This is a genomic window from Modestobacter sp. VKM Ac-2983 (assembly GCF_026967885.1).
In the GTDB taxonomy this organism is placed as follows: Bacteria; Actinomycetota; Actinomycetes; order Mycobacteriales; family Geodermatophilaceae; genus Modestobacter.
The window spans coordinates 77,837-102,670 of record NZ_JAPVBK010000004.1 but is presented as its reverse complement, the minus strand read 5'-3'; the positions used below and the strand labels follow the sequence as shown (position 1 = coordinate 102,670).

Annotated in this window: 22 protein-coding genes; 8 read left to right on the top strand and 14 right to left on the bottom strand. The window is 73.9% G+C overall.

Annotated features, from left to right (window positions below):
• Positions 1 to 123 precede the first annotated feature (123 nt).
• From O2W18_RS17650 to dnaA, 7 genes are all read right to left on the bottom strand, one after another.
• A complete protein-coding gene (locus tag O2W18_RS17650) occupies positions 124 to 1,911 on the bottom strand; it encodes an ABC transporter ATP-binding protein (RefSeq protein WP_269188744.1) in 1,788 nt (595 codons plus the stop codon).
• A gap of 13 nt (positions 1,912 to 1,924) precedes the next feature.
• Positions 1,925 to 2,974, bottom strand: coding sequence for a hypothetical protein (locus tag O2W18_RS17645; protein ID WP_269188743.1), 1,050 nt, complete (start codon positions 2,972 to 2,974; stop codon positions 1,925 to 1,927).
• A 25-nt stretch (positions 2,975 to 2,999) separates the two neighbouring features.
• Positions 3,000 to 3,500 (bottom strand): DUF721 domain-containing protein, encoded by a 501-nt coding sequence (locus tag O2W18_RS17640; RefSeq protein ID WP_269188742.1) that lies wholly within the window; start codon positions 3,498 to 3,500, stop codon positions 3,000 to 3,002.
• Positions 3,493 to 4,692, bottom strand: a complete 1,200-nt coding sequence (gene recF / locus O2W18_RS17635; protein WP_269188741.1) for a DNA replication/repair protein RecF — start codon at positions 4,690 to 4,692, stop codon at positions 3,493 to 3,495. Before recF ends, O2W18_RS17640 begins: the two co-directional genes overlap by 8 nt.
• Before the next feature lie 68 nt (positions 4,693 to 4,760).
• Positions 4,761 to 5,789 (bottom strand): phosphogluconate dehydrogenase (NAD(+)-dependent, decarboxylating), encoded by a 1,029-nt coding sequence (gene gnd, locus O2W18_RS17630; RefSeq protein ID WP_442929148.1) that lies wholly within the window; start codon positions 5,787 to 5,789, stop codon positions 4,761 to 4,763.
• 83 nt (positions 5,790 to 5,872) lie between these two features.
• The gene (gene dnaN, locus O2W18_RS17625) at positions 5,873 to 7,033 is read right to left on the bottom strand and encodes a DNA polymerase III subunit beta (RefSeq protein ID WP_269188740.1); all 1,161 of its coding nucleotides are present in this window, start codon (positions 7,031 to 7,033) and stop codon (positions 5,873 to 5,875) included.
• Between the two features lie 731 nt (positions 7,034 to 7,764).
• Complete coding sequence (dnaA, locus tag O2W18_RS17620; protein WP_269188739.1) at positions 7,765 to 9,537, bottom strand: chromosomal replication initiator protein DnaA; 1,773 nt, start codon at positions 9,535 to 9,537, stop codon at positions 7,765 to 7,767.
• A gap of 719 nt (positions 9,538 to 10,256) precedes the next feature.
• Between dnaA and rpmH the strand changes: the two genes are divergently transcribed.
• From rpmH to O2W18_RS17580, 8 genes are all read left to right on the top strand, one after another.
• A complete protein-coding gene (gene rpmH, locus O2W18_RS17615) occupies positions 10,257 to 10,394 on the top strand; it encodes a 50S ribosomal protein L34 (RefSeq protein WP_036333061.1) in 138 nt (45 codons plus the stop codon).
• Position 10,395: 1 nt separating this feature from the next.
• Entirely contained in the window at positions 10,396 to 10,788 is a 393-nt protein-coding gene (gene rnpA, locus O2W18_RS17610) for a ribonuclease P protein component (RefSeq protein ID WP_269188738.1), read from the top strand.
• On the top strand, positions 10,785 to 11,213 hold the full coding sequence (gene yidD, locus O2W18_RS21785; RefSeq protein ID WP_269188737.1) for a membrane protein insertion efficiency factor YidD: 429 nt from the start codon (positions 10,785 to 10,787) through the stop codon (positions 11,211 to 11,213). The genes rnpA and yidD overlap by 4 nt, the downstream gene beginning before the upstream one ends.
• Positions 11,206 to 12,315 carry a membrane protein insertase YidC gene (gene yidC / locus O2W18_RS17600; protein ID WP_269188736.1) on the top strand — a complete coding sequence of 370 codons (1,110 nt, stop codon included), beginning with the start codon at positions 11,206 to 11,208 and terminating at the stop codon, positions 12,313 to 12,315. Before yidD ends, yidC begins: the two co-directional genes overlap by 8 nt.
• Before the next feature lie 90 nt (positions 12,316 to 12,405).
• Positions 12,406 to 13,050, top strand: coding sequence for a Jag family protein (locus tag O2W18_RS17595; protein WP_269188735.1), 645 nt, complete (start codon positions 12,406 to 12,408; stop codon positions 13,048 to 13,050).
• A gap of 74 nt (positions 13,051 to 13,124) precedes the next feature.
• Positions 13,125 to 13,763, top strand: a complete 639-nt coding sequence (gene rsmG, locus O2W18_RS17590) for a 16S rRNA (guanine(527)-N(7))-methyltransferase RsmG (protein ID WP_269188734.1) — start codon at positions 13,125 to 13,127, stop codon at positions 13,761 to 13,763.
• A 76-nt stretch (positions 13,764 to 13,839) separates the two neighbouring features.
• Positions 13,840 to 14,955 carry a ParA family protein gene (locus O2W18_RS17585; protein WP_269188733.1) on the top strand — a complete coding sequence of 372 codons (1,116 nt, stop codon included), beginning with the start codon at positions 13,840 to 13,842 and terminating at the stop codon, positions 14,953 to 14,955.
• A 67-nt stretch (positions 14,956 to 15,022) separates the two neighbouring features.
• On the top strand, positions 15,023 to 16,066 hold the full coding sequence (locus O2W18_RS17580) for a ParB/RepB/Spo0J family partition protein (protein WP_269188732.1): 1,044 nt from the start codon (positions 15,023 to 15,025) through the stop codon (positions 16,064 to 16,066).
• A 34-nt stretch (positions 16,067 to 16,100) separates the two neighbouring features.
• Here O2W18_RS17580 and O2W18_RS17575 read toward each other — a convergent pair whose 3' ends face one another.
• From O2W18_RS17575 to murJ, 7 genes are all read right to left on the bottom strand, one after another.
• Positions 16,101 to 17,105 (bottom strand): D-alanine--D-alanine ligase family protein, encoded by a 1,005-nt coding sequence (locus O2W18_RS17575; RefSeq protein ID WP_269188731.1) that lies wholly within the window; start codon positions 17,103 to 17,105, stop codon positions 16,101 to 16,103.
• The gene (locus O2W18_RS17570; RefSeq protein WP_269188730.1) at positions 17,102 to 18,544 is read right to left on the bottom strand and encodes an aminotransferase-like domain-containing protein; all 1,443 of its coding nucleotides are present in this window, start codon (positions 18,542 to 18,544) and stop codon (positions 17,102 to 17,104) included. Before O2W18_RS17570 ends, O2W18_RS17575 begins: the two co-directional genes overlap by 4 nt.
• Before the next feature lie 36 nt (positions 18,545 to 18,580).
• Positions 18,581 to 19,711: an N-acetylmuramoyl-L-alanine amidase gene (locus O2W18_RS17565; RefSeq protein ID WP_269188729.1), complete on the bottom strand. Its 1,131-nt coding sequence runs from the start codon at positions 19,709 to 19,711 to the stop codon at positions 18,581 to 18,583.
• A gap of 232 nt (positions 19,712 to 19,943) precedes the next feature.
• Positions 19,944 to 20,273 carry a thioredoxin gene (trxA, locus tag O2W18_RS17560; protein WP_014743508.1) on the bottom strand — a complete coding sequence of 110 codons (330 nt, stop codon included), beginning with the start codon at positions 20,271 to 20,273 and terminating at the stop codon, positions 19,944 to 19,946.
• A 41-nt stretch (positions 20,274 to 20,314) separates the two neighbouring features.
• Positions 20,315 to 21,331: a thioredoxin-disulfide reductase gene (gene trxB, locus O2W18_RS17555; RefSeq protein WP_269188728.1), complete on the bottom strand. Its 1,017-nt coding sequence runs from the start codon at positions 21,329 to 21,331 to the stop codon at positions 20,315 to 20,317.
• A gap of 53 nt (positions 21,332 to 21,384) precedes the next feature.
• The gene (locus tag O2W18_RS17550) at positions 21,385 to 22,929 is read right to left on the bottom strand and encodes a protein kinase family protein (protein WP_269188727.1); all 1,545 of its coding nucleotides are present in this window, start codon (positions 22,927 to 22,929) and stop codon (positions 21,385 to 21,387) included.
• A 70-nt stretch (positions 22,930 to 22,999) separates the two neighbouring features.
• Positions 23,000 to 24,799 carry a murein biosynthesis integral membrane protein MurJ gene (murJ, locus tag O2W18_RS17545; RefSeq protein ID WP_269188726.1) on the bottom strand — a complete coding sequence of 600 codons (1,800 nt, stop codon included), beginning with the start codon at positions 24,797 to 24,799 and terminating at the stop codon, positions 23,000 to 23,002.
• Positions 24,800 to 24,834 lie beyond the last annotated feature (35 nt).

The following is a 24,834-nucleotide window of genomic DNA, read 5'->3' as shown; positions in this document are numbered from 1 at the left end:
GGGCCTGACGTGGCGCGAGAGCCTCTCCCGACTCACGCGCCACCATCTGTGTTGCCCCCCGGGTCGACACGCCGTCCTGTGGCGGCTGCGCCGCCGTTCGCACGTTCCACGTGGAACCGGGAACTAGACGAGCAGCTGGGCGGTGGCGAGCTCCCGGTAGAGCGGGCTGGTGTCGACCAGCTCGGCATGCGTGCCGACGGCGACCACCCGCCCGGCGTCCAGGACCACGATCTGGTCGCTGTCCACCACCGTGGACAGGCGGTGGGCCACCACCAGCAGCGCCCGGTCGGCCGCCGCGGCGGCGAGGGTCTCCCGCAGCAGGCCCTCGTTGCGGGCGTCGAGGCTGGCGGTCGGCTCGTCGAGCAGCAGCAGCGCCGGCCGGGCCAGCAGCGACCGGGCGATCGCCAGCCGCTGGCGCTCCCCGCCGGACAGCAGCACCCCGTCGTCCCCGACGGCGACGTCCAGCCCGCGCGCGGAGCGCTGCACGACGCCGGTGAGGCCGACGTCGGCCAGCGCCTGCCACAGCTGCTCCTCCCCGGCGTGGGGCGCGGCCAGCAGCAGGTTGTCCCGGACCGTGCCGGCCAGCACCGGCGCCTCCTGCTCGACGTAGCCCATCCGGGCCCGCAGCGTGGCGCGCGGCAGCTCGCGCACGTCGGTGCCGCCCCACCGGACCGTGCCGGACGAGAGCGGGTAGAACCCCTCCACCAGGGCGAGCACGGTGGACTTGCCGGCGCCCGACGGCCCGACCAGCGCGACCCGGGTGCCGGCCGGCACGGTGAAGGAGACGCCGTGGAGCACCGCCGTCCCGTCCGGGTAGCCGAAGCCGACGTCCTCCAGTTCGAGCAGCGGGACGGGGTCCCCGCCCGCGGGCGTGCGGAGCACGGCCGGCGACCGGCCGGCTCCCGGCCGCTCCGGCCGCTCGTCGTGCTCGGGCTCCAGGGCCAGCACCTCCTGCACCCGGGCCAACGCCCCGAGGCCGGCCTGCAGCTGGGTGTAGGAACCGATCAGCTGTCCCAGCGGCATGACCAGCAGGAACAGGTAGAGGATGAAGGCGACCAGGTCGGCGACGGCGATCGAGCCGGTCGCCACCCGGTAGCCGCCCAGCCCGAGCACGGCCAGGAACGCGCCCTGGACGGCGATCGACCCGGCCGGTGAGACCAGCGCCTCCAGCCGGGCGACCTGCACGCCGGCGGTGAACGCCCGCTCGGCGCTGGTGCCCACGGTGTCCACCTCCCGGGCGGTGGCACCGCTCGCCCGGATCGTGCGGACCGCCGACAGCGCCCGCTCCACCGCAGCGCTCATCGCACCGACCTGTTCCTGCGCCTGCCGGGACAGCACCCGGACCCGGCGGGAGGCCACCACCGCGGTGGTCACCCCGACGCTCACCGCGAGCACGGTGACCAGCAGCAGCCAGACGTCGACCAGGGCCATCGCCACGAGGGCGCCGACGCCGACCACCACCGACCCGACCAGCTCCACCACCCCGCTGGTGACGGCGGCCCGCAGGAGGGTGGTGTCCGAGCCGACGCGCGACATCAGGTCCCCGGTGCGCCGCTGGTCGTACTCGGCGATCGGCAGCCGCAGCAGCCGGTCGACCAGCAGTCGCCGGGTGCTGAGGACGACGCCCTCGGCGGTGCGCTGCAGCAGGTACTGCTGCCCGGCACCGAGCACCGCCGCCACCACCAGGACGACGACCAGCGCGACCACCCCGGGCAGCACCGCACCGCCTGAGCCCACCGCGCTGATCACCTGCCCGACCAGGGCGGGCTGGGCCAGCGCAGCCGCGGCCGACACCAGCGAGAGCACCGCGGCCGCACTCAGCGCCCGGCGGTGCGGGCGGAGCAGGGGCAGCAGCTCGCGCAGCCCGGCGGTCGGCGTCGGCTCCTCCGTCGTCGACCCGCCCGACGTCATCGTGGGGCGCCGGTCAGGCCGCGGCGGCGAGTGCGCCGACCACGGCAGCCAGCAACCGGGCGTGGTGCTCGATCAGCTGCGGCCGGTTGGCGTCCGGCCTGATGGCGGCGACGAAGCCGGCCGCGGACCAGATCTCGTCGCCGTCGTCACTGCCCAGCAGCGACTGCCGCACGAGCGGGTCCTCGGCGATCCGGCGGACCTGCGGGCCGTCCTCGGCGGCGAGCAGCACCCAGCGGCGGTCGAACTCGGGGTCCGGGCTGGGGATCTGCAGCATGCCGCCGGTGCCGTGCCGCCACATCCGGGCCGGGGAGAGCCGGAACGCGGGCACCGCACCCAGCACCGGCGCGGCGGTGACCCCGTGGGTGCTGACGAAGCCACGGCCCACCGGGGAGACGATGTCGAAGGCGACCAGGTCCAGGCCGTTGCCCCGGCCGCGCACCACCCGGCTCGCCTGGTCCTCCTTGCCGGGCCGGACCGGCGCCGACCTCACCAGCGCGCCCAGCGGCTCGTCCTCCGGGGCGGTGCCGTCGGAGAGCACCCAGCCGAACTGCTGGGCCCACAGCTGCGTGCCGTAGGGGTCCTCCGCGGCAGCCGGGTCGGGCTGCGCGTCCCGGTTCCCGGTGCCGGCGTCGCCCGACGGCCGGGACCGGCCGCCGCCGAACAGCCCACTCAGCCCCCGCCGGGGGCGTTCGGCCTGCTCACGCGGGGGTGCGTCGGACTGCCCCTGGTCGGCCTCCGGTGGCCGCCAGGCGGGCTCGTCCCGGGGTGCGGGGGGCGGTGTCTGGGCCGGTGGGGTGGACGGCGGCGGGCTGGACGGCGGCGGGCCGGACGCCGCCGGGCGGTCGGGCTGCACCGCCGGCAGGTCCCAGCCCGGGGGCTGCCAGGCCTGGGACCCGGAACGGTCGTCCCCGGGCCCGTCGGTGCGGTCGCCGTCCGGGCGGGGCGCGGCCGGGCCGGGCTCACCGCCGCCGGGCGTGTCCCCACCGAGGTGCGCGGGCTCCTGCCACTGGCCGCCGGCGCCGTCGTCGAAGCCGTCCCGGTCGCGGTCGCGCGGGCTGCTCATCGCTGACTCCTCGTCGTCTCGTCGCTCATCCGTAGGTGTCGCGCGGCCCACGGCCACGGACGGTGCGTGGGCCCTTCTTCCAGCTCGGCGCCGTCGGACCGACAACGCGCAGCTTGGTCACGACGTCCCCGCCCACCCCGGCGCGCAGCTTGCCCAGGATGCTCGGCGCCAGCAGGCGCAGCTGGGTGGCCCAGGCCGTGGACTCCGCGACCACCAGCAGCTCGCCCTCGTTCAGCGACTGCGGCCGGCAGTGCGCGGCGATCTCCGGTCCGACCAGGGTGTCCCAGCGCCCGAAGACCGCACCGATCTTGGTGCGGGCGGTCCAGTCCTGCTGGGTGACCAGCGAGTCGACCAGGGAGCCGAGCGGCTGGGGGTCGTCGGCACCGGGGCCCGGGCCGGTCCAGCGGCGCCGCGGGCCGGCCACCCGGCGACGGGTGGGCTGCGGGCGGGACGCCGAGGCCGCCCGGGCGGCCTCCAGCGCCGCACGGGCGATGTCGGAGGGTCGTGCCGGACGTTCCTCAGCCACGGTCCACCTCTGCCTCCTCCGCTGCCGCGCTCCCGTCGGCCGGCTCACCGGGCAGGATCCGCGCCTCCCCGTCGGCGACCTGCACCCGGGTGCCCAGCAGCACCGCGGGGACGTCCTCGGCGACGGCCGCGGTGATCAGGGTCTGCTCGGCGCTGCGGGCGACCTCGGCCAGCGCGGCGCGGCGACCGGAGTCCAGCTCGGCGAAGACGTCGTCCAGCACCAGGATCGGGTCGTCGCCCTCGGCGCGCAGCAGCGCGAAGCAGGCCAGCTTCACCGCGAGGGCGAACGACCAGGACTCACCGTGGCTGGCGTAGCCCTTGGCCGGCGCCGGCCCCAGGTGCAGCACCAGGTCGTCGCGGTGCGGCCCGACCAGGGTCACCCCGCGGTCGACCTCGTCCTTGCGCCGCTCGGCGACCCGCTCGCGGAGCGCCGCGGCCAGCTCCGCGGCACCGGGCAGCGCCCGCGCCGGGTCGACCGGCGCACCGTCACCGGCCAGCGGCACCGAGCTGCTGTAGCCCAGCGCCGCCCGGTCGGCGCCGGGGCCGGCCACCCCGGCGTAGGACTCCGCCACGTAGGGGGCGAGGTCGGCGATGAGCGCCAGTCGGGCCGCCAGCAACTGGCCGCCGAGCTCGGTCAGGTGGCCGTCCCAGACGTCCAGGGTGGCCAGCGCGTTGCCGCGGGCGAGCCTCGCCGTCTTCAGCAGGGCGTTGCGCTGCTTGAGCACCCGGTCGTAGTCGCTGCGCACCCCGGCCAGCCGCGGTGTGCGGCTGACCAGCAGGTCGTCGAGGAAGCGCCGGCGCTCGGCCGGGTCCCCGCGGACCAGGGCGAGGTCCTCGGGGGCGAACAGGACCGTCCGGACCAGCCCGAGGAGCTCCCGCGGCCGGGGCAGGGGCGCCCGGTTGACCCGCACCCGATTGGCCCGGCCGGGGTTGATCTCCACCTCGACCAGCAGCTCGCGCTCGTCCCGGCGCAGCGCTGCCCGCACCACCGCCTGGGTCGCGCCGTGCTGCACCAGCGGTGCGTCGGAGGAGACCCGGTGGCTGCCCAGCGTGGCCAGGTAGCCGACCGCCTCGACCAGGTTGGTCTTCCCCTGGCCGTTGCGGCCGACCAGCACGGTCGGGCCCGGCGTCAGCGCCAGGTCCGCGGACTCCCAGCTGCGGAAGTGCCCGACCTGCAGGTGCCGCAGGTACACGGCTCAGCCCCGACCCCGTCCTCCACCAAAATGGCCATTTTGGTGGAGGACGGACGTCGATCCGGTGCTCACGCGGGGGTCTCGGCCTCCGCCGGCTCGGCCGCCTCGACGGCCTGGACGGCGTGCCCGCCGAACTGGTTGCGCAGCGCGGCCACCGCCTTCATCGTCGGGGAGTCGCTCTGCCGGGAGGCGAAGCGGGCGAACAGCGACGCCGAGATCGCCGGCATCGGGACGGCGTGCTCGATCGCCTGCTCGACGGTCCAGCGGCCCTCGCCGGAGTCCTCGGCGTAGCCGGAGATCTTCTCCAGGGACGGGTCGTCCTGCAGGGCGCGGACCAGCAGGTCCAGCAGCCAGGAGCGGATGACGGTGCCCTGGGTCCAGGAGGCGACGACGCCGGGGACGTCCTCGATCAGGTCGACCGCGGCCAGCAGCTCGTAGCCCTCGCCGTAGGCCTGCATCATCGCGTACTCGATGCCGTTGTGGACCATCTTGGCGAAGTGGCCGGCGCCGCAGGGGCCGGCGTGCACGAACCCGGCGCCGTGGATCGGCTGCCCGGCCTCGTCCTTGGGGGCCGGCGGCTTGAGCGCGTCGAAGATCGGCTGCGCCTTGGCGACGTCCTCCACCGAGCCACCGACCATGAGCGCGTAGCCGTTGTCCAGGCCCCAGACGCCGCCGGAGACGCCGGCGTCGATGTAGCCCAGGCCCTTGGCGCCCAGCTCCTCCCCGTGCACCTTGTCGTCGGTGAACTTGGAGTTGCCGCCGTCGATGACCACGTCACCCGGGCTCAGCAGCTCGCTCAGCTCACGCACCGTCGAGCGGGTGGGGTCGCCACTGGGCACCATCACCCAGACGACGCGGGGCGCCTCGAGCGCCTGGACCAGCGCCTGGAGGCTCTCGACGTCCCGCTTCTCGGAGAACGCGTCGTACCCGACCACGTCGTGACCTGCGCGGCGGAGCCGCTCGGCCATGTTGCCGCCCATCTTGCCCAGTCCGACCATCCCCAGCTGCACGTCCCGCTCCTCAGTCCTCGATGTCGCTCGTGGGCCGCGGTCCTCCCGCGGCAGGTCTCGGTGGGCAGCCGCACCGTTGCAGCGCACCCGTTGCACCCGGGCAGGGCCCAGGGCGCACGCCGCCGTCCATCGTGCTCGCCCTCCCCGGCGCACGCGCGCCGGGCTCGCTGTCAGCCTGGCAGCCGCACCGGCATGATCAGGTAGCGGTACGAGCCGGCCCGCTCGGCCGGCTTGCCGTTGCCCTCGTCGTCGGCGGAGGACTCGTCGACACCGGACAGCACGGCCGGCTTCAGCGCCGTCGTGAAGTCCATCCGGGCGCGGTCGGTGTGCACCGCTGCCAGGCCGTCGAGCAGGAACGTCGGGTTGAAGCCGATCGTCAGCGGCTCACCGTCGAACTCGACGTCGCAGCGCTCTTCGGCCTGCCCCTCGTCGTCGGTGCCACCGGCCCGCAGCGTGACCTGCCCGGGGGTGAACTCGCAGCGCAGCGGGGTGCCGCGCTCGGCGACCAGGGCCACGCGCTTGGCCGCGTCGGTGAACAGCCCGACCGGCAGCGTGGCGAAGGACGAGGACTCACTGGGCATGATCGCGCGGTACTTCACGAACTCCGCGTCCAGCAGGCGGGTCGTGGTGCGGCGGTCCTTGCCGGACATGCCGAGGATGCCCTCGCCGGAGCCGCCCGAGGCCAGCGAGAGCACGACCTCGGGGCCGCTGGTCAGCGTCTTCGCCGCATCGGCCAGGGTGCGGGCGGGCACCAGGACGGCGGCGGACAGGCCCGGGGTCTCCGGGCGCCAGGCGAACTCCCGGACCGCGAGCCGGTACCGGTCGGTGGCGGCGAGGGTGACCAGGTCGTCCTCGATCTCCAGCCGGACGCCGGTCAGCATCGGCAGGGTGTCGTCCCGGCCGGCGGCGACGGCGACCTGGCCGACGGCCTCGGCGAAGGCGTCGCTGTCCACGACCCCCGCGGTGGAGGGCATCGAGGGCAGCGACGGGTAGTCCTCGACCGGGAGCGTGGGCAGGCTGAACTTGGCGTTGCCACAGCTGATGGCCAGCCGGGCCCCCTCGGCGACCACGTCGACCGGGTGCGGCGGCAGGGCCCGGGTGATCTCGGCGAGCAGCCGCCCGGGGACGAGCGCGCGGCCGGCCTCGGTGGACTGCACGTCGACCTCCGACCGCGCCGAGACCTCGTAGTCGAAGCCCGAGACCGCGAGCTGGCCGCCCTCCACCTCCAGCAGGATCCCGGCGAGCACCGGCACCGACGGCCGCGGCGGCAGGCTGCGCGCCGTCCATGCCACGGCCTCGGCGAGCACCTCACGTGCCACCCGGAACTTCATCTCGTCATCCACCCCACGTTCGTCTGCGCCGGCTGCTGCCGGGCGGTGTGCGGCGCCCATCCTCTCCTGCCGGCCCCCCTGCGTGACCAGTCCCCTGCTCAGGGGCCTGCTGAGAGCTCGTCTCCTGGTGCTCTCCGGCCGGGGAGCGAAGCCCCCGGACCGGCCCGTCCCCACCGAGAGTGTGGTTCGAGAACACCTGGGAGATATAGCTCATCCTCGTCATCACAGTTGTGGATCCTGGGGACGGGAGCTCTTCCTGCAGGTCACCCCCCGAATGGGCCTGTTGGCCCGCTGTGGGCCGGTGGGCGTCCTCCTGTGTCGACACGTGGACAACTCGACCGCCGTGCACCGTCGTCGTGCCCTCTCCACCCCGCATCCCCCCTCCACCCGCAGGTCCGTCCCCATCCGGTGTGGGCGCGGGGTGCTGTCCACCGGCCCCGGTGGGCGACTTGTGGACACCGGGGGGACGGCGACGCCCGGGCGCACCCGCTCGACCTGCAGAGATGCGGTCGGCTGCGGGATCCGCCGGCCCGTGGCCCGTGCACTCCCGCTCTCCCCAGGCTGTGTACAGATCTGGGGACAAGGAGACACGGGACGCATCCGGCCTGCTGCGAGTGCCCCTCGGAGCAGGCCGTCGAGGCACGCGGAAGAGCCACCGGACCGGTGACCGGACGGTGGCAGGACGTGCGGCGGCCGCGCTCAGCCCGGACGGGGCCGAGCGCGGCCGATGGTCAGGAGCGGGCGCGGCTCTTGATCCGTGCAGTGAGCTCGGTGACCTGGGTGTAGGTGGCCCGACGCTCGCTCATCAACCCGGTGATCTTCTTGACCGCGTGCATGACCGTGGTGTGGTCCTTGCCGCCGAAGGAGGCCCCGATGCGGGGCAGTGACAGCTCGGTCAGCTCACGGCACAGGTACATGGCGATCTGCCGGGCGTTGACCAGGGTGCGGCTGCGGTTGGCCCCCTGCAGCTCCTCCATGGTCACCGAGAAGTACTCGGCGGTCGCGGCCATGATGATCGCCGCGGTGATCTGTGGACCCTGCTCGTCGCTGATCAGGTCCTTGAGCACCAGCTCGGCCAGCGCCAGGTCGACCGGCTGCTTGTTCAGGCTGGCGAAGGCGGTGACCCGGATCAGCGCGCCCTCGAGCTCACGGATGTTGGTCTGCACCTTGCTGGCGATGAACTCCAGCACCGCGTCGGGCGCCTGGAGCCGCTCGCCCCAGGCCTTCTTCCGCAGGATCGCGATGCGGGTCTCCAGGTCCGGCGCCTGGACGTCGGTGATGAGGCCCCACTCGAACCGGGTGCGCAGCCGGTCCTCCAGCGTCGTGAGCTTCTTCGGCGCACGGTCGGAGGTGATGACGATCTGCTTGCTGGCGTTGTGCAGCGTGTTGAAGGTGTGGAAGAACTCCTCCTGGGTCCGCTCGGCGCGTTCCAGGAACTGGATGTCGTCGATCAGCAGGAAGTCGATGTCCCGGTAGCGACGCCGGAAGTCCTCGGCCCGGCCGGAGTGCACCAGGTTGATGAACTCGTTGGTGAACTCCTCGGTGCTGACGTACCGCACCCGCACGTTGGGGAACATCCGCGCCGCGTAGTGCCCGATCGCGTGCAGCAGGTGGGTCTTGCCCAGCCCGGAGTCGCCGTAGATGAACAGCGGGTTGTAGGCCCGCGCCGGGGCCTCGGCGACGGCCACGGCGGCCGCGTGCGCGAACCGGTTGCTGTTGCCGATGACGAAGCTGTCGAAGACGTACTTGGCGTTGAGACCCGGGTCCAGGCCTGCGGGGCGGCGGTCGGCGAACAGCGGGACGGCGCCACCGCCGCGCCCGGCGCGGTCGGCCGGACGGCGGTCGTCCTCCGGTGCCTGGTCGCGGCCGGCGGCGTCCCCGGGGTCGCGGTCCCAGGGGGCCAGCCGGCGAGGTGCGCCATCGGACTGGTCGTCGCCGGCCGACCCGCGGGACCAGTCACGGCCGTCCCCGGACTCGGGCAGCCACGCCTCGGCGCGGGCGGCGTCGGCGCGCACCCCGAAGGCACTGCGCCCGTCGTCGACCCGGTCCCGGTCGGCACGGTCCTCGGCGGCCCGGTCGTGTGCGGCCCGCTCGCGGGCGGCCAGCTCCTCCGAGGCCCGGTCGTGGGCCAGCCGGTCCTGGGTGAGGCGGTCCTGGTCCAGCCGGTCCTGCTCGGCGGTGGGCCAGCGACGGACCTCCGGCTCGGCGCTCAGCCGGGGCGCCTCGGGGGCCGGCGGCGGCACCGGCATGTCCTCCAGTTGCACCGCCACCCGGATGTCCCGGCCGATCTCGGCGGAGAGCGCCTCGGCCAGCACCATGCGCATGCGGGACTCGAGCACCGTCTGGGTGAACTCGTTGGGCGCGGCGAGCACAGCGGTGTCCTCGAACAGGCCGAGCGGCCGCGTGAGGTTGAGCACCGCCTTCTGCTGCGGGGTCAGGCTGCTGGCGAGCCGCTCGCGGGCCTGGTCCCAGACCGTCGCCAGGTCGACCGGATCGTCGGCCATCGACTGTGTCCCTTCCCGTGCCTTCGGTGCTCTGTCTCCAGTGCGCTGCGTCCGGTGTGGCCCCGGAGCCTCGGTGCGGCCCCGCAGCCGTCGTCCACAGGTGGGACGGATGTCGGTGGATCGCTGGATCCCCCGCCGGGTCCCCAGCTGTGGACGTCCAAGGCTGCTGTGTCCACACGAGTGTCCACAGTCTGTGCACGCTCGGCGACACCTGGTCCGGCGGACCGGCGTGCGTGCTGCCGGTCACGACGTCGTGGCTGGTGAGCGCCCGGACAGCGGGCGATCGGAGGGGGGTCCGGAGAGCGGTCGGCCGACGGGGTCGGCAGGAGAACCGGCGCCCGGTCGTCCGACCCGGAGCGACGGCGACGCTAACAGCCCCGTCCACAGGCGGGCAACGACGACGGCAGCGGCGCACTGACCGGTCGCGGCGTGTCCTTCGCCGGAGGGCTCCGACAGCGGTGCACCATGACGGGTCCGGCCAGCAGACCAGGACCCTCCAGGTCTCGGCTATGCTGGTCGGAGTCTGTGCACGGGAGTCGGTGCACGTCCCAGCTCGTGGGGCGTGAACGTCGGGCCCGTTGCGCAGCAGACCAGCCTCGGGAGTCCGGGACGGTCGCAGGGACCGGGAGCAACCGGGGCCGACGACCTGCCCGGCCCCGCGCGTGCGCTGCCCGACCGGGTTCGCGCCGCACCGACGTCGTCAGCAGTGGGAGTCCCTCGTGAGCAAGCGCACGTTCCAGCCGAACACCCGTCGCCGGGCCAAGACCCACGGCTTCCGGCTGCGGATGCGCACCCGGGCCGGGCGGGCGATCCTCGCCGCCCGTCGCGGCAAGGGTCGCAACAAGCTCTCCGCCTGAGGTGCTGCCTGCGCAGGCACGCCTGCGCCGGCGGCCGGAGTTCACCGCGGTCGTGCGGTCCGGCCGGCGTGCCGGGCGGCCGACCCTGGTGGTGCACTACCTCTCCGAACGGCCCGTCGCCCGGGTCGGGGGTCCCTCGGACCCTGCGACCGGGCCGCGGGCCGGTTTCGTGGTCGGCAAGGCCGTCGGCAACTCCGTCTGCCGGCACCGGGTCACCCGGCAGCTCCGACACCTGGTCGGCGACCGGCTGGACCGGCTCCCGCCGAACGCGGACCTCGTCATCCGGGCCCGCCCGGAGGCGGCCGACGCCGGTTCGGCCGTGCTGAGCCGCGACCTGGACGCCGGCCTCGACCGGGTGCTCGGCGACCGGGGCTCCCGGAGCCGGCGGCCGTGACCGGTTCGCCTGCTCGCGGGCTGCTGGCCGCGGTCCGCTTCTACCAGCGCGCGATCAGCCCGGCCTTCCCGCCGCGGTGTCGCTTCGAGCCCACGTGCAGCGCCTACGCCGCCGAGGCGATCGAGGTCCACGGCGCCGGGCGGGGCACCTGGCTGGCCGTGTGTCGGCTGGTGAAGTGCGCCCCCTGGCACCGCGGCGGCGTCGACCTGGTCCCACCCCGGCGCGGGGCCGCTGCGCCCTCCGGCGAGGCAGGTCCTGAACCGGGCTCAGGAACCGCTGAGCCCACCCACTCGTCGTGCACAGCGGCGCACCCGCCGGCACCGTCCGCGGCGACCGCGCCGACGGCTGACGACACTCGTCGTCCCGACCGTGCCACCCCGCCGGCTCCGCGCCGGTCTGCGCAGCAGGAGGCTGGCGTTGCTTGACTGGCTGTACACCGCGATCGCGTGGGTGATGAAGCAGTGGCATGCACTGTTCTCCACGTTCCTGGACCCGGCGAGCGGCATCGCCTGGGCGCTGTCGATCGTCTTCCTGGTCGTCACCATCCGCGTGCTGCTGTTCCGCCTGTTCGTCAAGCAGGTGAAGAGCCAGCGGGCGATGCAGGAGATCCAGCCGGAGATCCAGAAGCTCCGCAAGCAGTACGGCAGCGACAAGCAGGGCTTCAGCCAGGCCATGATGGCGCTGAACAAGGAGCGCGGGGTCAACCCGCTCGCCGGCTGCCTGCCGATCCTGCCGCAGATCCCGATCTTCCTGGCGCTCTTCCACGTGCTGCGCCGGATCGCCCCCGACCGGCCGGGTCTCTACAGCTGGGACGACCAGCTCACCGACCAGGCGGCCCGGGCCGAGCTCTTCGGCGCACCGATCTCCTCCTCGTTCAACATGGTCGGGGAGAAGGAACAGGCGATCCTGGAGATCGCCGACTACACCAACATCCGGATCGTCGCGTTCCTGCTGATCGTGATCATGTGCTTCACGACCTTCTTCACCCAGAAGCAGATCATGCGGCGCTCCGGCCCGGTCGAGGGCCAGGCCGCGATGGTGCAGAAGCTGCTGCTCTACGGCATGCCGCTGAGCCTCTTCGTCTCCGGTTTCTTCTTCCCGATCGGCGTCCTCCTCTACTGGTTCACCAACAACCTGTGGACCCTGGGCCAGCAGTTCTACATCCTGAAGAAGCTCCCCCCGCCCGGATCGCCGGCCGCGCTGGCCAAGGCCGCCGCCGACAAGCCGCAGATCGACCCCAAGACCCTCGCCCCCAAGCCGGGTGCGAAGCCGGTGCGCCCCAAGCCGGGCACCGGTCCCGCGTCTGCGGCCCCGATGTCCACGGTCGACGGCGACGGCGCCACCCCCGACGTCCCGCCGTCGGGCGCGACCGCTGCGAACGGCGACGGCACGCCGCCCGCGAAGGGCGACGGAGGCCAGTCCAACGGGCGGCCCCCGGGCGGCGGCGGTGCCCGCCCACGGACGGGCTCCTCGGGGAGCCGGTCCTCGGCCGGCCCCGCCAACCGCGGCAAGCGCAAGCGCCGCTGACCGGCTGCGGCACCCGGGCGTGAGCCCGTGGCGTGCCCGCCCCCTGACCACCGGGCTCGCCCGGCCGCCTGCACGACCCTGGAGGACTCCGTGAGTGCATCCGACAACGACACCGTGGCCACGTCCGAGGCGACCTCGGACGCCCTGCTGACCTCGGCGGACGAGAGCGGTGACCCTGCGCTGCCCGACGCCGACCCGGCGTCCTCGGACGCCGTCGTCGAGCCGGTCGACGTCGAGGACGGGGCCGACGAGGACGACACCGACGAGGGCGGGGACGGCCTGCTCGTCCGTGAGGGCGACGTCGCCGGCGACTACCTGGAGCGGCTGCTCGACATCCTCGACGTCGACGGCGACATCGACCTGGACGTCGAGGGCGACCGGGCATCGGTCGCCGTCGTCGGCGGCCAGCTGAAGACCCTCATCGGGCCGGACGGCGCGACGCTCGAGGCGCTCCAGGAGCTGACCCGGCTGGCGGTGGCCCAGGCCACCGGCGTCCGCAGCCGCCTGATGCTCGACATCGGGGGCTTCCGGGCGAAGCGGCGGGCCGACCTGACCAGCCTCGCCTCCGAGGCGGCCGAGCGGGTCGCCGAGAGCGGGGCACCCGAGCGCCTCGCGCCGATGAACCCGTTCGAGCGGAAGGTCGTGCACGACGTCATCGCCGCCGCTGCCGGCGTGCGCAGTGAGTCGGAGGGCGAAGAGCCGAACCGGCGCGTCGTGGTCCTGCCGGACCGGTGATCGACGGGGAGGACCCGGCCGAGGAGACGACCTCGGTCGGGGATCAGGACGTTGCTGTTCCGGAGATACCGGCGGTGGCGGCATCGCTGTTCGGTCCTGCGGTCGACCAGGTGGGGCGCTACGTCGCCATGCTGGCCGGTGACGGTGTGGTCCGCGGGTTGATCGGGCCCCGTGAGGTGCCCCGCCTGTGGGACCGCCACGTGCTGAACAGCGCCGCGCTGGCCGAGGTGGTGCCCCAGGGCAGCCGGGTGGTCGACGTGGGCAGTGGCGCCGGGCTCCCCGGGGTGCCGCTGGCGCTGGCCCGTCCGGACCTGACGCTGACGCTGGTGGAGCCGATGGCCCGCCGGGTGGAGTTCCTCCAAGACGTCGTGACGGAGCTGGGCGCGCCCTGGCGGGTGGTCCGCGGCCGCGCCGAAGAGCGATCGGTCGTCCGGGCGGTCGGGCCGGTGGACGTCGTCACCGCACGGGCGGTGGCGCCACTGCCCCGACTGGTGGGCTGGTGCCGTGGGCTGCTGGCCCCGGGGGTGCAGCTGATCGCCCTCGTCGGTGCCCGGGCAGCGGCAGAGGTGCCCGCGCTGGTGCCCGAGCTGGAGGCAGCCGGGATGCGTGACGTGCACACGCGGGCAGTCGGTGTCGAGCTCGGGGCCGCAGCCACTACCGTGGTGCTCATGACGCGCGCTGGCACCTCCCGGTCCGGGCGCTCGGCAGGGTGAGTCCGTTTCACGTGGAACTCGCCGTAGCGACCGCGCCCTGTTCCACGTGGAACACGGTGGTGAGGAGGACGCACCGATGACGGACCCGGGCGAGCGGCTGCGCAACAGTCTCGCTGCCGATCTGCCGGTCGGTCCCGACTTCGACAGCCCCATCGCCATGGAGGCGATGCGGGCCACCCGGGTGCTGCACGCCGCCGACCAGGAGCCGTTCCCGGCGCCGGGCCGGATCCGGGTGGTCACGGTGGCGAACCAGAAGGGCGGGGTCGGGAAGACCACCTCGACCGTGAACCTCGGCGTCGCCCTGGCCATGTACGGGCTCCGGACGCTGGTCATCGACCTCGATCCCCAGGGGAACGCCAGCACTGCTCTCGGCGTGGAGCACACCGTGGGCACTCCGTCGATCTACGACGCACTCGTCGGGGACAACACCCTGGCCGAGGTCACCCACCCGACGACGGCCAGCCCGAACCTCTTCTGCGTCCCCGCGACGATCGACCTGGCCGGCGCCGAGATCGAGCTGGTCTCCGTGGTCGCGCGGGAGCACCGGCTGCGGCGCTCGATCGAGAGCTACCTGCACGAGCTCCCCGCCGAGGAACGCCCGCACTACGTCCTCATCGACTGTCCGCCGTCCCTGGGGCTGCTCACGCTGAACGCGCTGGTGGCCGGGGACGAGGTGCTCATCCCCATCCAGTGCGAGTACTACGCCCTGGAAGGGCTGGGCCAGCTGCTCTCGAACATCGACCTGGTGCGCGCCCACCTGAACCCGGGCATCTCGGTGAGCACGATTCTGCTCACCATGTACGACGGCCGGACGAAGCTCGCGGATCAGGTGGCCGACGAGGTCCGCAACCACTTCGGTGAACTGGTGCTCACCGCGGTCATCCCGCGGAACGTCCGGGTGAGCGAGGCGCCCGGCTACGGGCAGTCGGTGCTCACCTACGACCCAGGGTCCCGCGGCTCGACCAGCTACGTGGAGGCGGCTCGCGAGCTCGCCCGCCGAGGGGCGGCCCTGCCCGCCTCGCAGGCGCAGCCGATCACCCAGCCTCCTCCCCCGCCACCGGTCCCCACACCGGTCTACCCGCCGCCGGTGGGTGGGTCGCCGCCGCCGGCGGGCGGGCCGCCGTCGGTGGCGGCGCTGGTGCTCGGTGAGCGTGCGACGGCCCCCGCCCAGCGCGGACGGCACGCGACGTGAGCCCGGTGCGCCCCATTCCCACTCCCGAGCCGCGCCTGCGGACACCGGGCATCAGCGAGGAGGACCAGTGACCAAGCGCGGCGGTCTGGGGCGGGGCCTGGCGGCTCTGATCCCCACCAGTGCACCGGCTCCCACGGCGACCCCGGCGGCTCGGGCCGCGGAGGCCGCAGAAGCAGCCGAGGTCGCCGCCACCGCGGTCGGCCAGGCCGGGGCCACCCCCTCCGAGCTGCCCGCCCGGACGGCGTCGGTGCACGAGCTCCCGGGCCGCGCGCTCGAGGAGGTCGCCGGTGTGCCCGGCGCGCAGCTGCGCGAGCTCCCGGTCGACGACATCGTCCCGAACCCGAAGCAGCCACGGCAGGTCTTCGACGACGAGGCGCTGGAGGAGCTCACCCACTCGATCCGAGAGTTCGGGCTCCTGCAGCCGATCGTGGTCCGGGAGGCCAGCGACGGCCGCTACGAGCTCATCATGGGCGAGCGGCGGCTGCGCGCCTCGCGGGCGGCGGGTCTGGCGACCGTGCCTGCGATCATCCGGGACACCACCGACGACGCGATGCTGCGTGACGCCCTCCTGGAGAACATCCACCGGGTCCAGCTGAACCCGCTGGAGGAGGCGGCCGCCTACCAGCAGCTGCTCGAGGAGTTCGGCGCCACCCACGAGGAGCTGGCCAGCAAGATCGGGCGCAGCCGCTCCCAGGTCACCAACACCATCCGGCTGATGAAGCTGCCGGTGAAGGTGCAGACCCGGGTCGCCGCCGGCGTCATCTCGGCCGGTCACGCCCGCGCGCTGCTCGGGCTCCCCGAGGCCGAGGCGCAGGACGCACTGGCCACCCGGATCGTCGCCGAGGGCATGTCGGTCCGGGCGACCGAGGAGGCCGTCGCGATGGCGGTCGCCGACTCCCCCACCGCGGCACGCCGTTCCGCGCGGAAGATCAGCGCCCCGGGGGTCGAGGACCTGGCCGGGCGGCTGTCGGACGTCTTCGAGACCAAGGTGAAGGTGCAGATCGGTCGCGCCAAGGGCCGGATCGTCGTGGAGTTCGGTTCGGTCGACGATCTGCAGCGGATCGTCGGGATGATGGCCCCGGACATCACCGGTCGTAGCCAGCAGGAGTGATCACCGTAGTTGCGTCACAGACGCAACTACGGACTCATCCGGCGATCGGGCCCTCGGCGGCTGCTCGGGCGAGCAGCCGGCCGAGGACGTCACCGAGCCCGTAGCCGGCCGCCTCGACCGCCATGGGGAACATGGAGGTCTCGGTCAACCCCGGGGAGACGTTCACCTCGAGGAACTGCACCTCCCCGTCCGGGGTGACGATCGCGTCGGTGCGGGACAGACCCGCCAGCCCCAGCACCTCGTGCACCCGCAGGGCCACCTCCGCGGCGCGGGCGGCGACCTCGTCGGAGACCCGCGCCGGGGAGTGGTACTCGGTCATCCCGGGCGTGTACCGGGAGGTGTAGTCGAAGACGCCGGACTCCGGGGCGATCTCGACCGCTGGCAGGGCCTCAGGGCCGTCCCCGAGATCGATCACCGACAGAGCCAGCTCCACCCCGTCGACGAACCGCTCCACCATCACCGTGTCGCCGTAGGCGAAGCAGCTGACCATCGCCGCCGGGAGGTCCTCCACCCGGCTCACCTTCTGCACGCCGAGCGAGGAGCCACCGGAGGCGGGCTTCACCATCAGTGGGAGTCCGAGCCGGGCCACGATGAGGTCCAGGACGGCGCCGGCGCCCAGTTCCCGGAAGGTGCTGTGCGGTAGCGCGACCCAGTCCGGCGTGGAGATGCCGGCGGTGCGCACGACCGACTTGGCGGCGGGCTTGTCCCAGGCCAGTCGGCAGGCCGCGGCCGGGGAGCCGACGTAGGGCACGCCGGCCAGATCGAGCACGGCCCGCAGCGCGCCGTCCTCGCCGGTGGCGCCGTGCAGTGCGATGAACACCGCGTCGGCCGGTGCGGCGGCCAGGCCGGGCAGCAGCTCGGCGTCGGCATCGCGCATCTCGGCCTCCACCCCCGCCCGGGTCAGCGCCTCGACCACCTGCCCACCGGAGTTGATGCTGACCTCCCGCTCGAAGGTGAGCCCGCCGGCGAGCACCAGGGCCCGCAGCGGGGTCGTCCGAGCAGCGGGTGCCGCCACCGGTGCGGCCGCCTGGTCGGTCATGGCTGACGGTCCTCGCTCTGGTCGCTGTTCGCCGGCCCGATCACCGGTGGCGGGGTCGGTCGACCGCTCGCCGGCCGGGTCGTGGCCGGGCCGACCGCCCGGAACGTCCCGGTGTCGACGGCGTCGAAGGTGGAGTGCAGGTCCAGCTCGGCCTCGATGACCCGGGCCAGCCGGCGGACGCCCTCCCGGATCCGGTCCGGCTCGGGATAGCAGTAGGACAGGCGCATGTGCTCCCGGCCCCCACCGTCGGCGTAGAAGCCGATGCCGGGCACGTAGGCGACGTGCGCAGCGACCGCGCGGGGTTGCATCAACTTGGCGTCCAGGCCGTGCGGCAGCTTCAGCCAGACGTAGAAACCGCCATCCGGCTTCGTCCAGCTGGTGCCCGGCGGCATCAGCGCGGTGAGCGACTCCAGCGTGGCGTCGCGCCGCTCGCGGTACAGCTCGGTGAAGACCTTGATCTGCTCGCGCCAGGGCTGGGTGTCCAGGTAGCGGGCCACGGCGTACTGGGTGAGCGAGGGCGGGCAGAGCACCTGCGCCTCGGTGGCGAGCACCAGCTTCTCCCGCACTGCCAGCGGGGCGAGCACCCAGCCCACGCGCAGGCCCGGGGAGAAGGTCTTGGAGAACGAGCCCAGGTAGATGACCCGGTGCTCGTTGCGGGCGCGCAGGGCCCGCATCGGCTCCTGGTCGAAGCCGAGCAGCCCGTACGGGTTGTCCTCGATGACCAGCAGGTCGTACTGCTCGGCGATCGCGACGATCGCCTCGCGGCGGGGCTCGCTCAGCGTGACGCCGGCGGGGTTGTGGAAGTTGGGCACCGTGTAGAGGAACTTCACCCGGTCGCCGCGGGCCCGGCACTCCAGCAGGGCCTCCTCCAGCGCCTCGGGGATCAGCCCGTCGTCGTCCATCGCGACGTGCCGGACCTGGGCCTGGGCCGCCTGGAAGACCCCGAGCGCTCCGACGTAGGACGGCGCCTCGGCGAGGATGACGTCACCCGGGTCGACGAACACGCGGGTGACCAGGTCGAGCGCCTGCTGGGAGCCGACGGTGACGACCACCTCGCTGGGCGAGGCGTCGGTGATGCCCTCCAGCGCCATGACGTCGCAGATCCGCTCCCGCAGCCGGGGGTCGCCCTGGCCGGAGCCGTACTGCAGCGTCTGGGCGCCCATCCCCGACACCAGCTCGCCGATCATCGACCCGACGGCGTCGAGGGGCAAGGCGGTGACGGCGGGCATGCCGCCGGCGAGCGAGACGACCTCGGGGCGGCTCACCACGGAGAACAGCGCCCGGATCTCCGAGCTCTTCATGCCGTGGGTGCGTGCTGCGTACCGGTCTGCCAGCGGGTCCAGCCGCGGGTGCCGCGGGGAGACGTGCGGGGACGCACCGCTGGAGTGCGCCCCGGCCTGACCGGTTCCGACCGAGGGGCCGGGCACAGGAGGGGTCACCCGTGGAAGTCTATGCCCCGACCCCGGACCGGCCGTTCAGCCGCGGGCGGGCAGCAGGAACGTGCCGGTGGGCGGGTCGGCGTCGGCGGGCAGGAACAGCCGCTGGACGGCGGCCACGACCGCCTGCGCCACGGTGCTGCGCAAGCGGGCGTCGAGCAGCAACAGCCGGTCGACCGGGTGGGAGAGGTAGCCGCAGTCGACCCGGACGGCGGGCATCCTGGTCATCCGCAGGATGTCCCAGGTCTTGGGGTGCGAGCCGCAGTCGAGCATCCCGGTGCGGGCGATGACCTCGCGGCGCACCAGGTTGGCGAACTCCTCGCCGACCGTGGAGCTCGCGCCGGATCCGGTGCCGTAGTAGTAGCTGGCGACGCCGCGGGCGTGCGCCGACCCGTGGGCCTCCATGTGCAGGGAGAGGAAGAGGTCGGCCCGGGCCTGGTTCGCGAAGGCGGTGCGGTCCTCGGCGGTGGGGTCGACGGTGCGGCCGCGGGTGAGGTAGACCGTGGCGCCGGCGGCGGCCAGGCGCCCCTCGATCCGGGAGGCGAGGTCGAAGACCAGGTCGGCCTCGGTGGTCTCCCCGGCCGTGTACCCGCTGTCGGCGCCACCGTGGCCGGGGTCGATGACGATGACCCGGCCGATCAGGTGCGGCCCGGAGTCGACGAGCGAGGCGCTCTGCCGGAGCAGCTGCGGCCGTCCGCCGGTGACCCGGCGGCCCAGCTGCTTGAGCGCGCGGAGCGTGGCCGGACCGCACGTGCCGTCGGCGGTCAGCCCGTAGTCGCGCTGGAACGCCCGCAGCCCCAGCTCGGTGTCGGCGCCCAGCATGCCGTCGGCCCGGCCGGCGTCATAGCCGAGCTCCAGCAGCAGCTCCTGCAGCCGGCGGACGTCGTCGCCGCGGGTGGGCCGCTCGGGGTCGAACCGCAGCAGCCGGTCGCCCAGCGACCAGCGGGCCTCGTGCAGGGCGCGGTAGGTCTCGTCACCGACCCGACCGTCGACGGAGAGCCCACGCACCTGCTGGAAGTGTCGGACGGCGAGCTCGGTCGCTGCGTCGTAGGCCGACTCCTCGGGCCGTTCCGGTCGCGCCGGCTCATCGGCCAGCAGACCGAGGGAACGGAGCATGGCCTGCACCTCCGCCACGGCGGGGCCGGTGCTGCCAGGTCGCAGGACGTCCATGCGGAGGTCGTCGCTCCTCGCTCGGGTCGGGGTGGCCGGTGGTGCCGCCGGAGACGATTGTGGCGGGTGTGCACGATCGGGCAGTGCACCGGGTTGTCTGCTGACCCGTCCGGGTGAGCGGCAGCCGGAACGAACGAGGCCCGCCCGTCCGGGGGGACGGGCGGGCCTCACCGTGGTTCGGACGCCGTGGCGAGGCACGGCCTCCCGTCGGCCGGTGCCCGGCCCGACGGGATCAGAGGTAGTCGGACAGGTCCGAGAGGATGGCGCCCTTGGGCTTGGCGCCGATGATGCTCTTGACCGGCTTGCCACCCTGGAAGACCGTCATGGTCGGGATCGACATGACCTGGTAGTCGCGGGCGATCTGCGGGTTCTCGTCGATGTTGAGCTTCGCGATCGTCAGCTTGTCGGCGTGCTCGGCCGCGATCTCCTCCAGCACGGGGGCGACCATCTTGCACGGCCCGCACCACTCGGCCCAGAAGTCGACCAGAACGGGCTTGTCGCTGCCCAGGACGTCACTGGCGAAGCTCGCGTCGGTGACGGTCACGGTGTTCTTGCCTGCCATGGTGCTGCTCCTTGCTCAGAGGGGACGGTGCAGTCTGTGGTTCAGCGCTCGTCGAAGGTCTCGGCGAGCCAGCGCTCGGCGTCGATCGCCGCGGCGGCACCGGTGCCGGCCGAGGTGATCGCCTGCCGGTAGATGTGGTCGACGACGTCGCCGCAGGCGAACACGCCGTCGATGGTGGTGCGCGTCGTCGGGTGGTCGACCACCACGTACCCCTCGTCGTCCAGCTTCAACTGTCCGACGAAGAGCTCGGTGCGGGGGTCGTGGCCGATCGCGACGAACAGGCCGCTGACCGGCATCTTCTCGGTCGTGCCGGTGGCGATGTCGGTCAGTTCGACGGCCTCGACCGTCGTGTCGCCGTGCACGTCGGTGACCTGCTTGCCCAGCGCCCAGCGGATCTTCGCGTTGTCCTGCGCGCGCTTCTGCATGATCTTGGAGGCGCGGAGCTCCTCGCGGCGGTGCACCACGGTGACGGACTTGGCGAAGCGGGTGAGGAAGGTGGCCTCCTCCATCGCTGAGTCGCCACCACCGACGACCACGATGTCCTGGTCGCGGAAGAAGAAGCCGTCACAGGTGGCACAGGCGGAGACGCCGCGGCCGAGCAGGCGCTGCTCGTTGTCCAGCCCGAGGTAGCGGTACTTGGAGCCGGTGGCCACGATCACCGCGTGCGCGCGGTGCACCTCGTCGCCCACCTTGACCACCTTGGGGTCGACCGTGAGGTCGACCTCGGTGACGTCCCGGGCGACCAGCTCGGCGCCGAAGCGCTCGGCCTGGGTGCGCATGTCGTCCATGAGCTGAGGGCCCTGGATGCCCTCCGGGAAGCCGGGGAAGTTCTCGACCTCGGTGGTCGTCATGAGTGCGCCGCCGAACTGGGAGCCCTCGAACACCAGCGGGTGCAGGTTCGCGCGGGCGGCGTACGTGGCAGCGGTGTACCCGGCGGGGCCGGACCCGATGATGATCAGGTCGCGGATCCCGTCGTGCTCCGCCGGGGGGATGGCGGGCGGGCCGTCGGTCGAGACCGCGGGACCGGGCGTCGGCTGGTTCGTCGTCACGGGGCGCACAACGGCCAGCCTAGGACGCGCATTCCCGGCTCACCCCCTCCCGGGGGGGCGGTTCAGCCAGCTGCGGTGACGGTGACCTCGGCCAGGTCGGCGCTGAAGCCGTCGTCGACAGGCACCAGACCGGTCACCCAGACCAGCACGTAGCGGGCGGTGGCCGGCTCGTCGAAGGCCAGCACGTCGTCGCCGGTGAGCGCTCCCGAGGCCGCGACCGGGAAGGACTCCAGTGCGGCGTCCGGCGAGCCGCCGGTGCGCACCTCGACCGTCGCCCCGGGCTGGGTGGTCCGCAGCGCGACGCCACCGACCGTCTGCTCGCTGCCCAGGTCGTACAGGACGCCGACACCGGGCTTGAGGTTGCCGAAGTCTGCCGAGCCCCGGTAGTTCAGCGTCGACCAGGCGGTGTCCGGGTCACCGTCGAAGGACAGCGGGACGTCGTCGTCGTTCTCCGGCTCCCCGTCGCCGAACGGGTCGAACACCGTGGCGCCGGTGATGGGCACCGGTGCGCCGACGGCCGGGGGTGCCGGCGCCGGCTCCTCGGCCGGGTCGGCCCCGGCGGTGACGCTCGCCTGCGGCGTCGACCCGGTCGGACCGCCCTCCACGCTTCCGGCCACGGAGAGCACGTTGGTGCCGAACCACCAGCCGATGGCGACGACCAGCGCCAGCGCCAGCAGGGGCAACCCGATCACGGCCAGCCGCCGCCGGGCGGACGGCGCCGGTTCGGTGCCCGCGGGGTCGTCGTCCGCCGCGGCGAAGGTCTCGTCGAGGACGAGGTCGTCCTCGTCCTCGACCCGGTTGCTGCCCGGCCCGGCGGAGAGCGGGCGCGGCAGGGCCGCCCCGGGCACGGGCGGGAGGCGGTGCCGGCCCATCCGGACCGGCTCCTCCTCGTCGACCTCGCGCCGCGCGGTCTCCTGCGGGCCGGTGCGCGGGCGGTCGGCGAGCAACGACACCATCGTGCTGACGCTGGACAGGCCGGTGGCCGGGTCGGTGGAACGGGCCCGGCGTACCAGGGCGGCGAGGTCGGGTGAGGAGATCTCGGTGGGCCGGCCGCCGGTCAGGCAGAGCTCCAGCAGCGCCCCGAGCGCGGTGATGTCGCCCTTCTCGGTGCCGACGGCGGCCGGCACCGACAGCAGGCCCACCAGGCCGCCGGGGCGCAGGACGACGTGCTCGGGGGTGAGGCCGCCGACGGCCAGGCCGACCCGGTGGGCCTCGGCGACCCCCTCGGCCAGCCGGCGGACCACCGCGCGGGCCTCCCGCTCGGACAGCGGGCCGTCGGTGGCCAGCCGGTCGGAGAGTCGGATGCCCTCGATCCACTCGTTGACGACGTAGGCGGCGCCGCCGGGCTCGCTGCGGCCGCTGCCCTCGGCGGCGTCGTAGACCATCGCCAGTGCGGGGGTGGCCAGCCCACCGGCGGTCAGCGCGCGGTTGATCCACTCACGCGCGGCCGGGCCGCCCGGGGTGTGCACCCGCAGGGCCACGTCGCGGTTGAGCACCCGGTCACGGGCGCGCCAGGAGCGGATCACCCCGGTGGGCGTCTCCTCGTCGGGCGCCACCTGGTCCAGCGGGCGGTAGCGATCGGGCAGGCCGGTTGTCGTCGACGTCACGGACGCTGCCGACCCCCTGGTCACTCTCGGCCGGGAACGGCGTCCCCGGTTCCGGTCGCGCGGCCGTCGGTCACCGTGAGCGCCCGAGTCGAGCCCGGACCCCGGCCAGGACGCCCCGGAGCTCCGGGACACCGGCCATCACGGCACCCGCGACGACCGCGCTGCCGATGACCACGGTACCGAGGACGACCGTCCCGAGCGAGCCCGGTACCGACGTGCCCAGCGACCTGCCCGCGAGCGACACGGCGGCCCAGCCCAGGGCCCCGGCGACCGCCGAGACCGCACCCATCCGCAGCACGGTGGTGCCGGCCTCGGCGCTGGCCCGCACCCCGAGCTTGCGCTCCAGGGCGACGGCGCCCACGACCCAACCGGCGACGTAGGTGGCGCTCGTGGCGATCATCAGACCGGCCACGACGTGCTCCGGTTCGACCAGCACCGGCACGAGCAGCAGCAGCGGCACCCGGACGGCGACCATCGCCACCTGGATGAGCGTCGGGGTCCGGGCGTCCTTCATGGCGTAGAACACCCGCAGCTGCAGCAGCGTCACCGCCATCGGCAGCAGTCCGAACGCGCCCACCGCGAGGGCGACGCCCACCCCGCGGGCGTCGGAGACGTCGGCGTTGCCGCGGGCGAAGGCCACGATGCCCACCGCCGGCCCCAGGACCACCAGCAGGGCGGTCACCGGCAGCAGCCCGGTCGCCGACAGGCGGGTGCCCAGCGAGAGGTCGGCGACGACGCCGTCCATGTCGTGCCGGGCGGCCGCCCGGCTCATCCGGGGCAGGAGGGCGGTGAGCAGTGCGACGCCGATGATCCCGTAGGGCATCTGGAACAGCAGGCTGGCGTTGGCGAACGCCAGGGGGCCGAGGCCGCCGGCGTCGGCGGCCTCGTTGGCCACGATGCTGGCGACGACGACGCCGACCTGGCTGACCAGCACGTACCCGATCACCCAGAGCCCGAGGGTGCCGGCCTCGCCCAGCCCGGTGCCCCGCAGCCCCCAGCGGGGCCGCAGCGGCACCCCGTTGCGGCCCAGCAGCGGCAGCAGCACGAACGCCTGCACGGCGATGCCCAGCGTAGTGCCGATGCCCAGCAGCCAGACCTGGAAGGCGGTGATGGTGACCGGCGTCAGGTCGCCCGGTCCGGCCGCCAGCAGGAACACCAGGCCGGTGGCGATGACCACGACGTTGTTGAGCACCGGCGCCCAGGCCGGCGGCCCGAACACCTGCCGGGAGTTGAGCACCGCCGTCGCCAGCGCACCGATCCCGTAGAAGACGATCTCCACCAGCAGGATCCGGGCCAGCCAGTTGGCCAGCTCGACCTGTCCCAGGTCCTCCCGGATGCCCATCAGCCAGGTCAGCGCCGGCGCCGCGAGCACGGCGACGACGGTGAGCACCGCCAGCCCGACGGTGGCCAGGGTGAGCAACCGCTGGGTGTACCGCACGCCGCCGTCGGCGTCCCGCTCCTGGGCGGTGACCAGCAGGGGGACGACGACCGACGTCAGCACCCCGCCGAGCAGCAGCTCGTAGACGATGTTGGGCAGCGTGTTGGCCACCGTGTAGGCGTTGCCGACCAGGCCGAAGCCCAGGGCGGCGGTGAGCACCACGGTGCGCAGGAAGCCGGTGAGCCGGGAGACCAGGCTGGCGACGGCCATCGTCCCGGCCGCGCGCAGGATGCCGCTGCTGCCCCCCGAGCGGCCCTGGCGGACGTCGGTGTCCTCCGGCTCGTCCTCGAGGTAGCGGGGCACCGCCGGGATGACCGGGATGAGCTGGGTGTCGTCGGGGCCGGGCACAAAGCGCCGTTGCCGGGCCGGCGGCGGGACCGGGGGCAGCGCCGCCCGCCGGCGGGCGCCGTCGCCGGACGCAGGGTCACCCACCGGCCGCGCTGCCGGGTAGCCGGCGGGCGGCGGTG

Excerpts from the sequence above, each read along its gene's own strand:
- O2W18_RS17650 (WP_269188744.1), bottom strand. The coding sequence starts at position 1,911 with ATGACGTCGGGCGGGTCGACGACGGAGGAGCCGACGCCGACCGCCGGG.
- O2W18_RS17645 (WP_269188743.1), bottom strand. The coding sequence starts at position 2,974 with ATGAGCAGCCCGCGCGACCGCGACCGGGACGGCTTCGACGACGGCGCC.
- dnaN (WP_269188740.1), bottom strand. The coding sequence starts at position 7,033 with ATGAAGTTCCGGGTGGCACGTGAGGTGCTCGCCGAGGCCGTGGCATGG.
- dnaA (WP_269188739.1), bottom strand. The coding sequence starts at position 9,537 with ATGGCCGACGATCCGGTCGACCTGGCGACGGTCTGGGACCAGGCCCGC.
- O2W18_RS17585 (WP_269188733.1), top strand. The coding sequence starts at position 13,840 with ATGACGGACCCGGGCGAGCGGCTGCGCAACAGTCTCGCTGCCGATCTG.
- O2W18_RS17575 (WP_269188731.1), bottom strand. The coding sequence starts at position 17,105 with ATGACCGACCAGGCGGCCGCACCGGTGGCGGCACCCGCTGCTCGGACG.
- O2W18_RS17565 (WP_269188729.1), bottom strand. The coding sequence starts at position 19,711 with ATGGACGTCCTGCGACCTGGCAGCACCGGCCCCGCCGTGGCGGAGGTG.
- trxA (WP_014743508.1), bottom strand. The coding sequence starts at position 20,273 with ATGGCAGGCAAGAACACCGTGACCGTCACCGACGCGAGCTTCGCCAGT.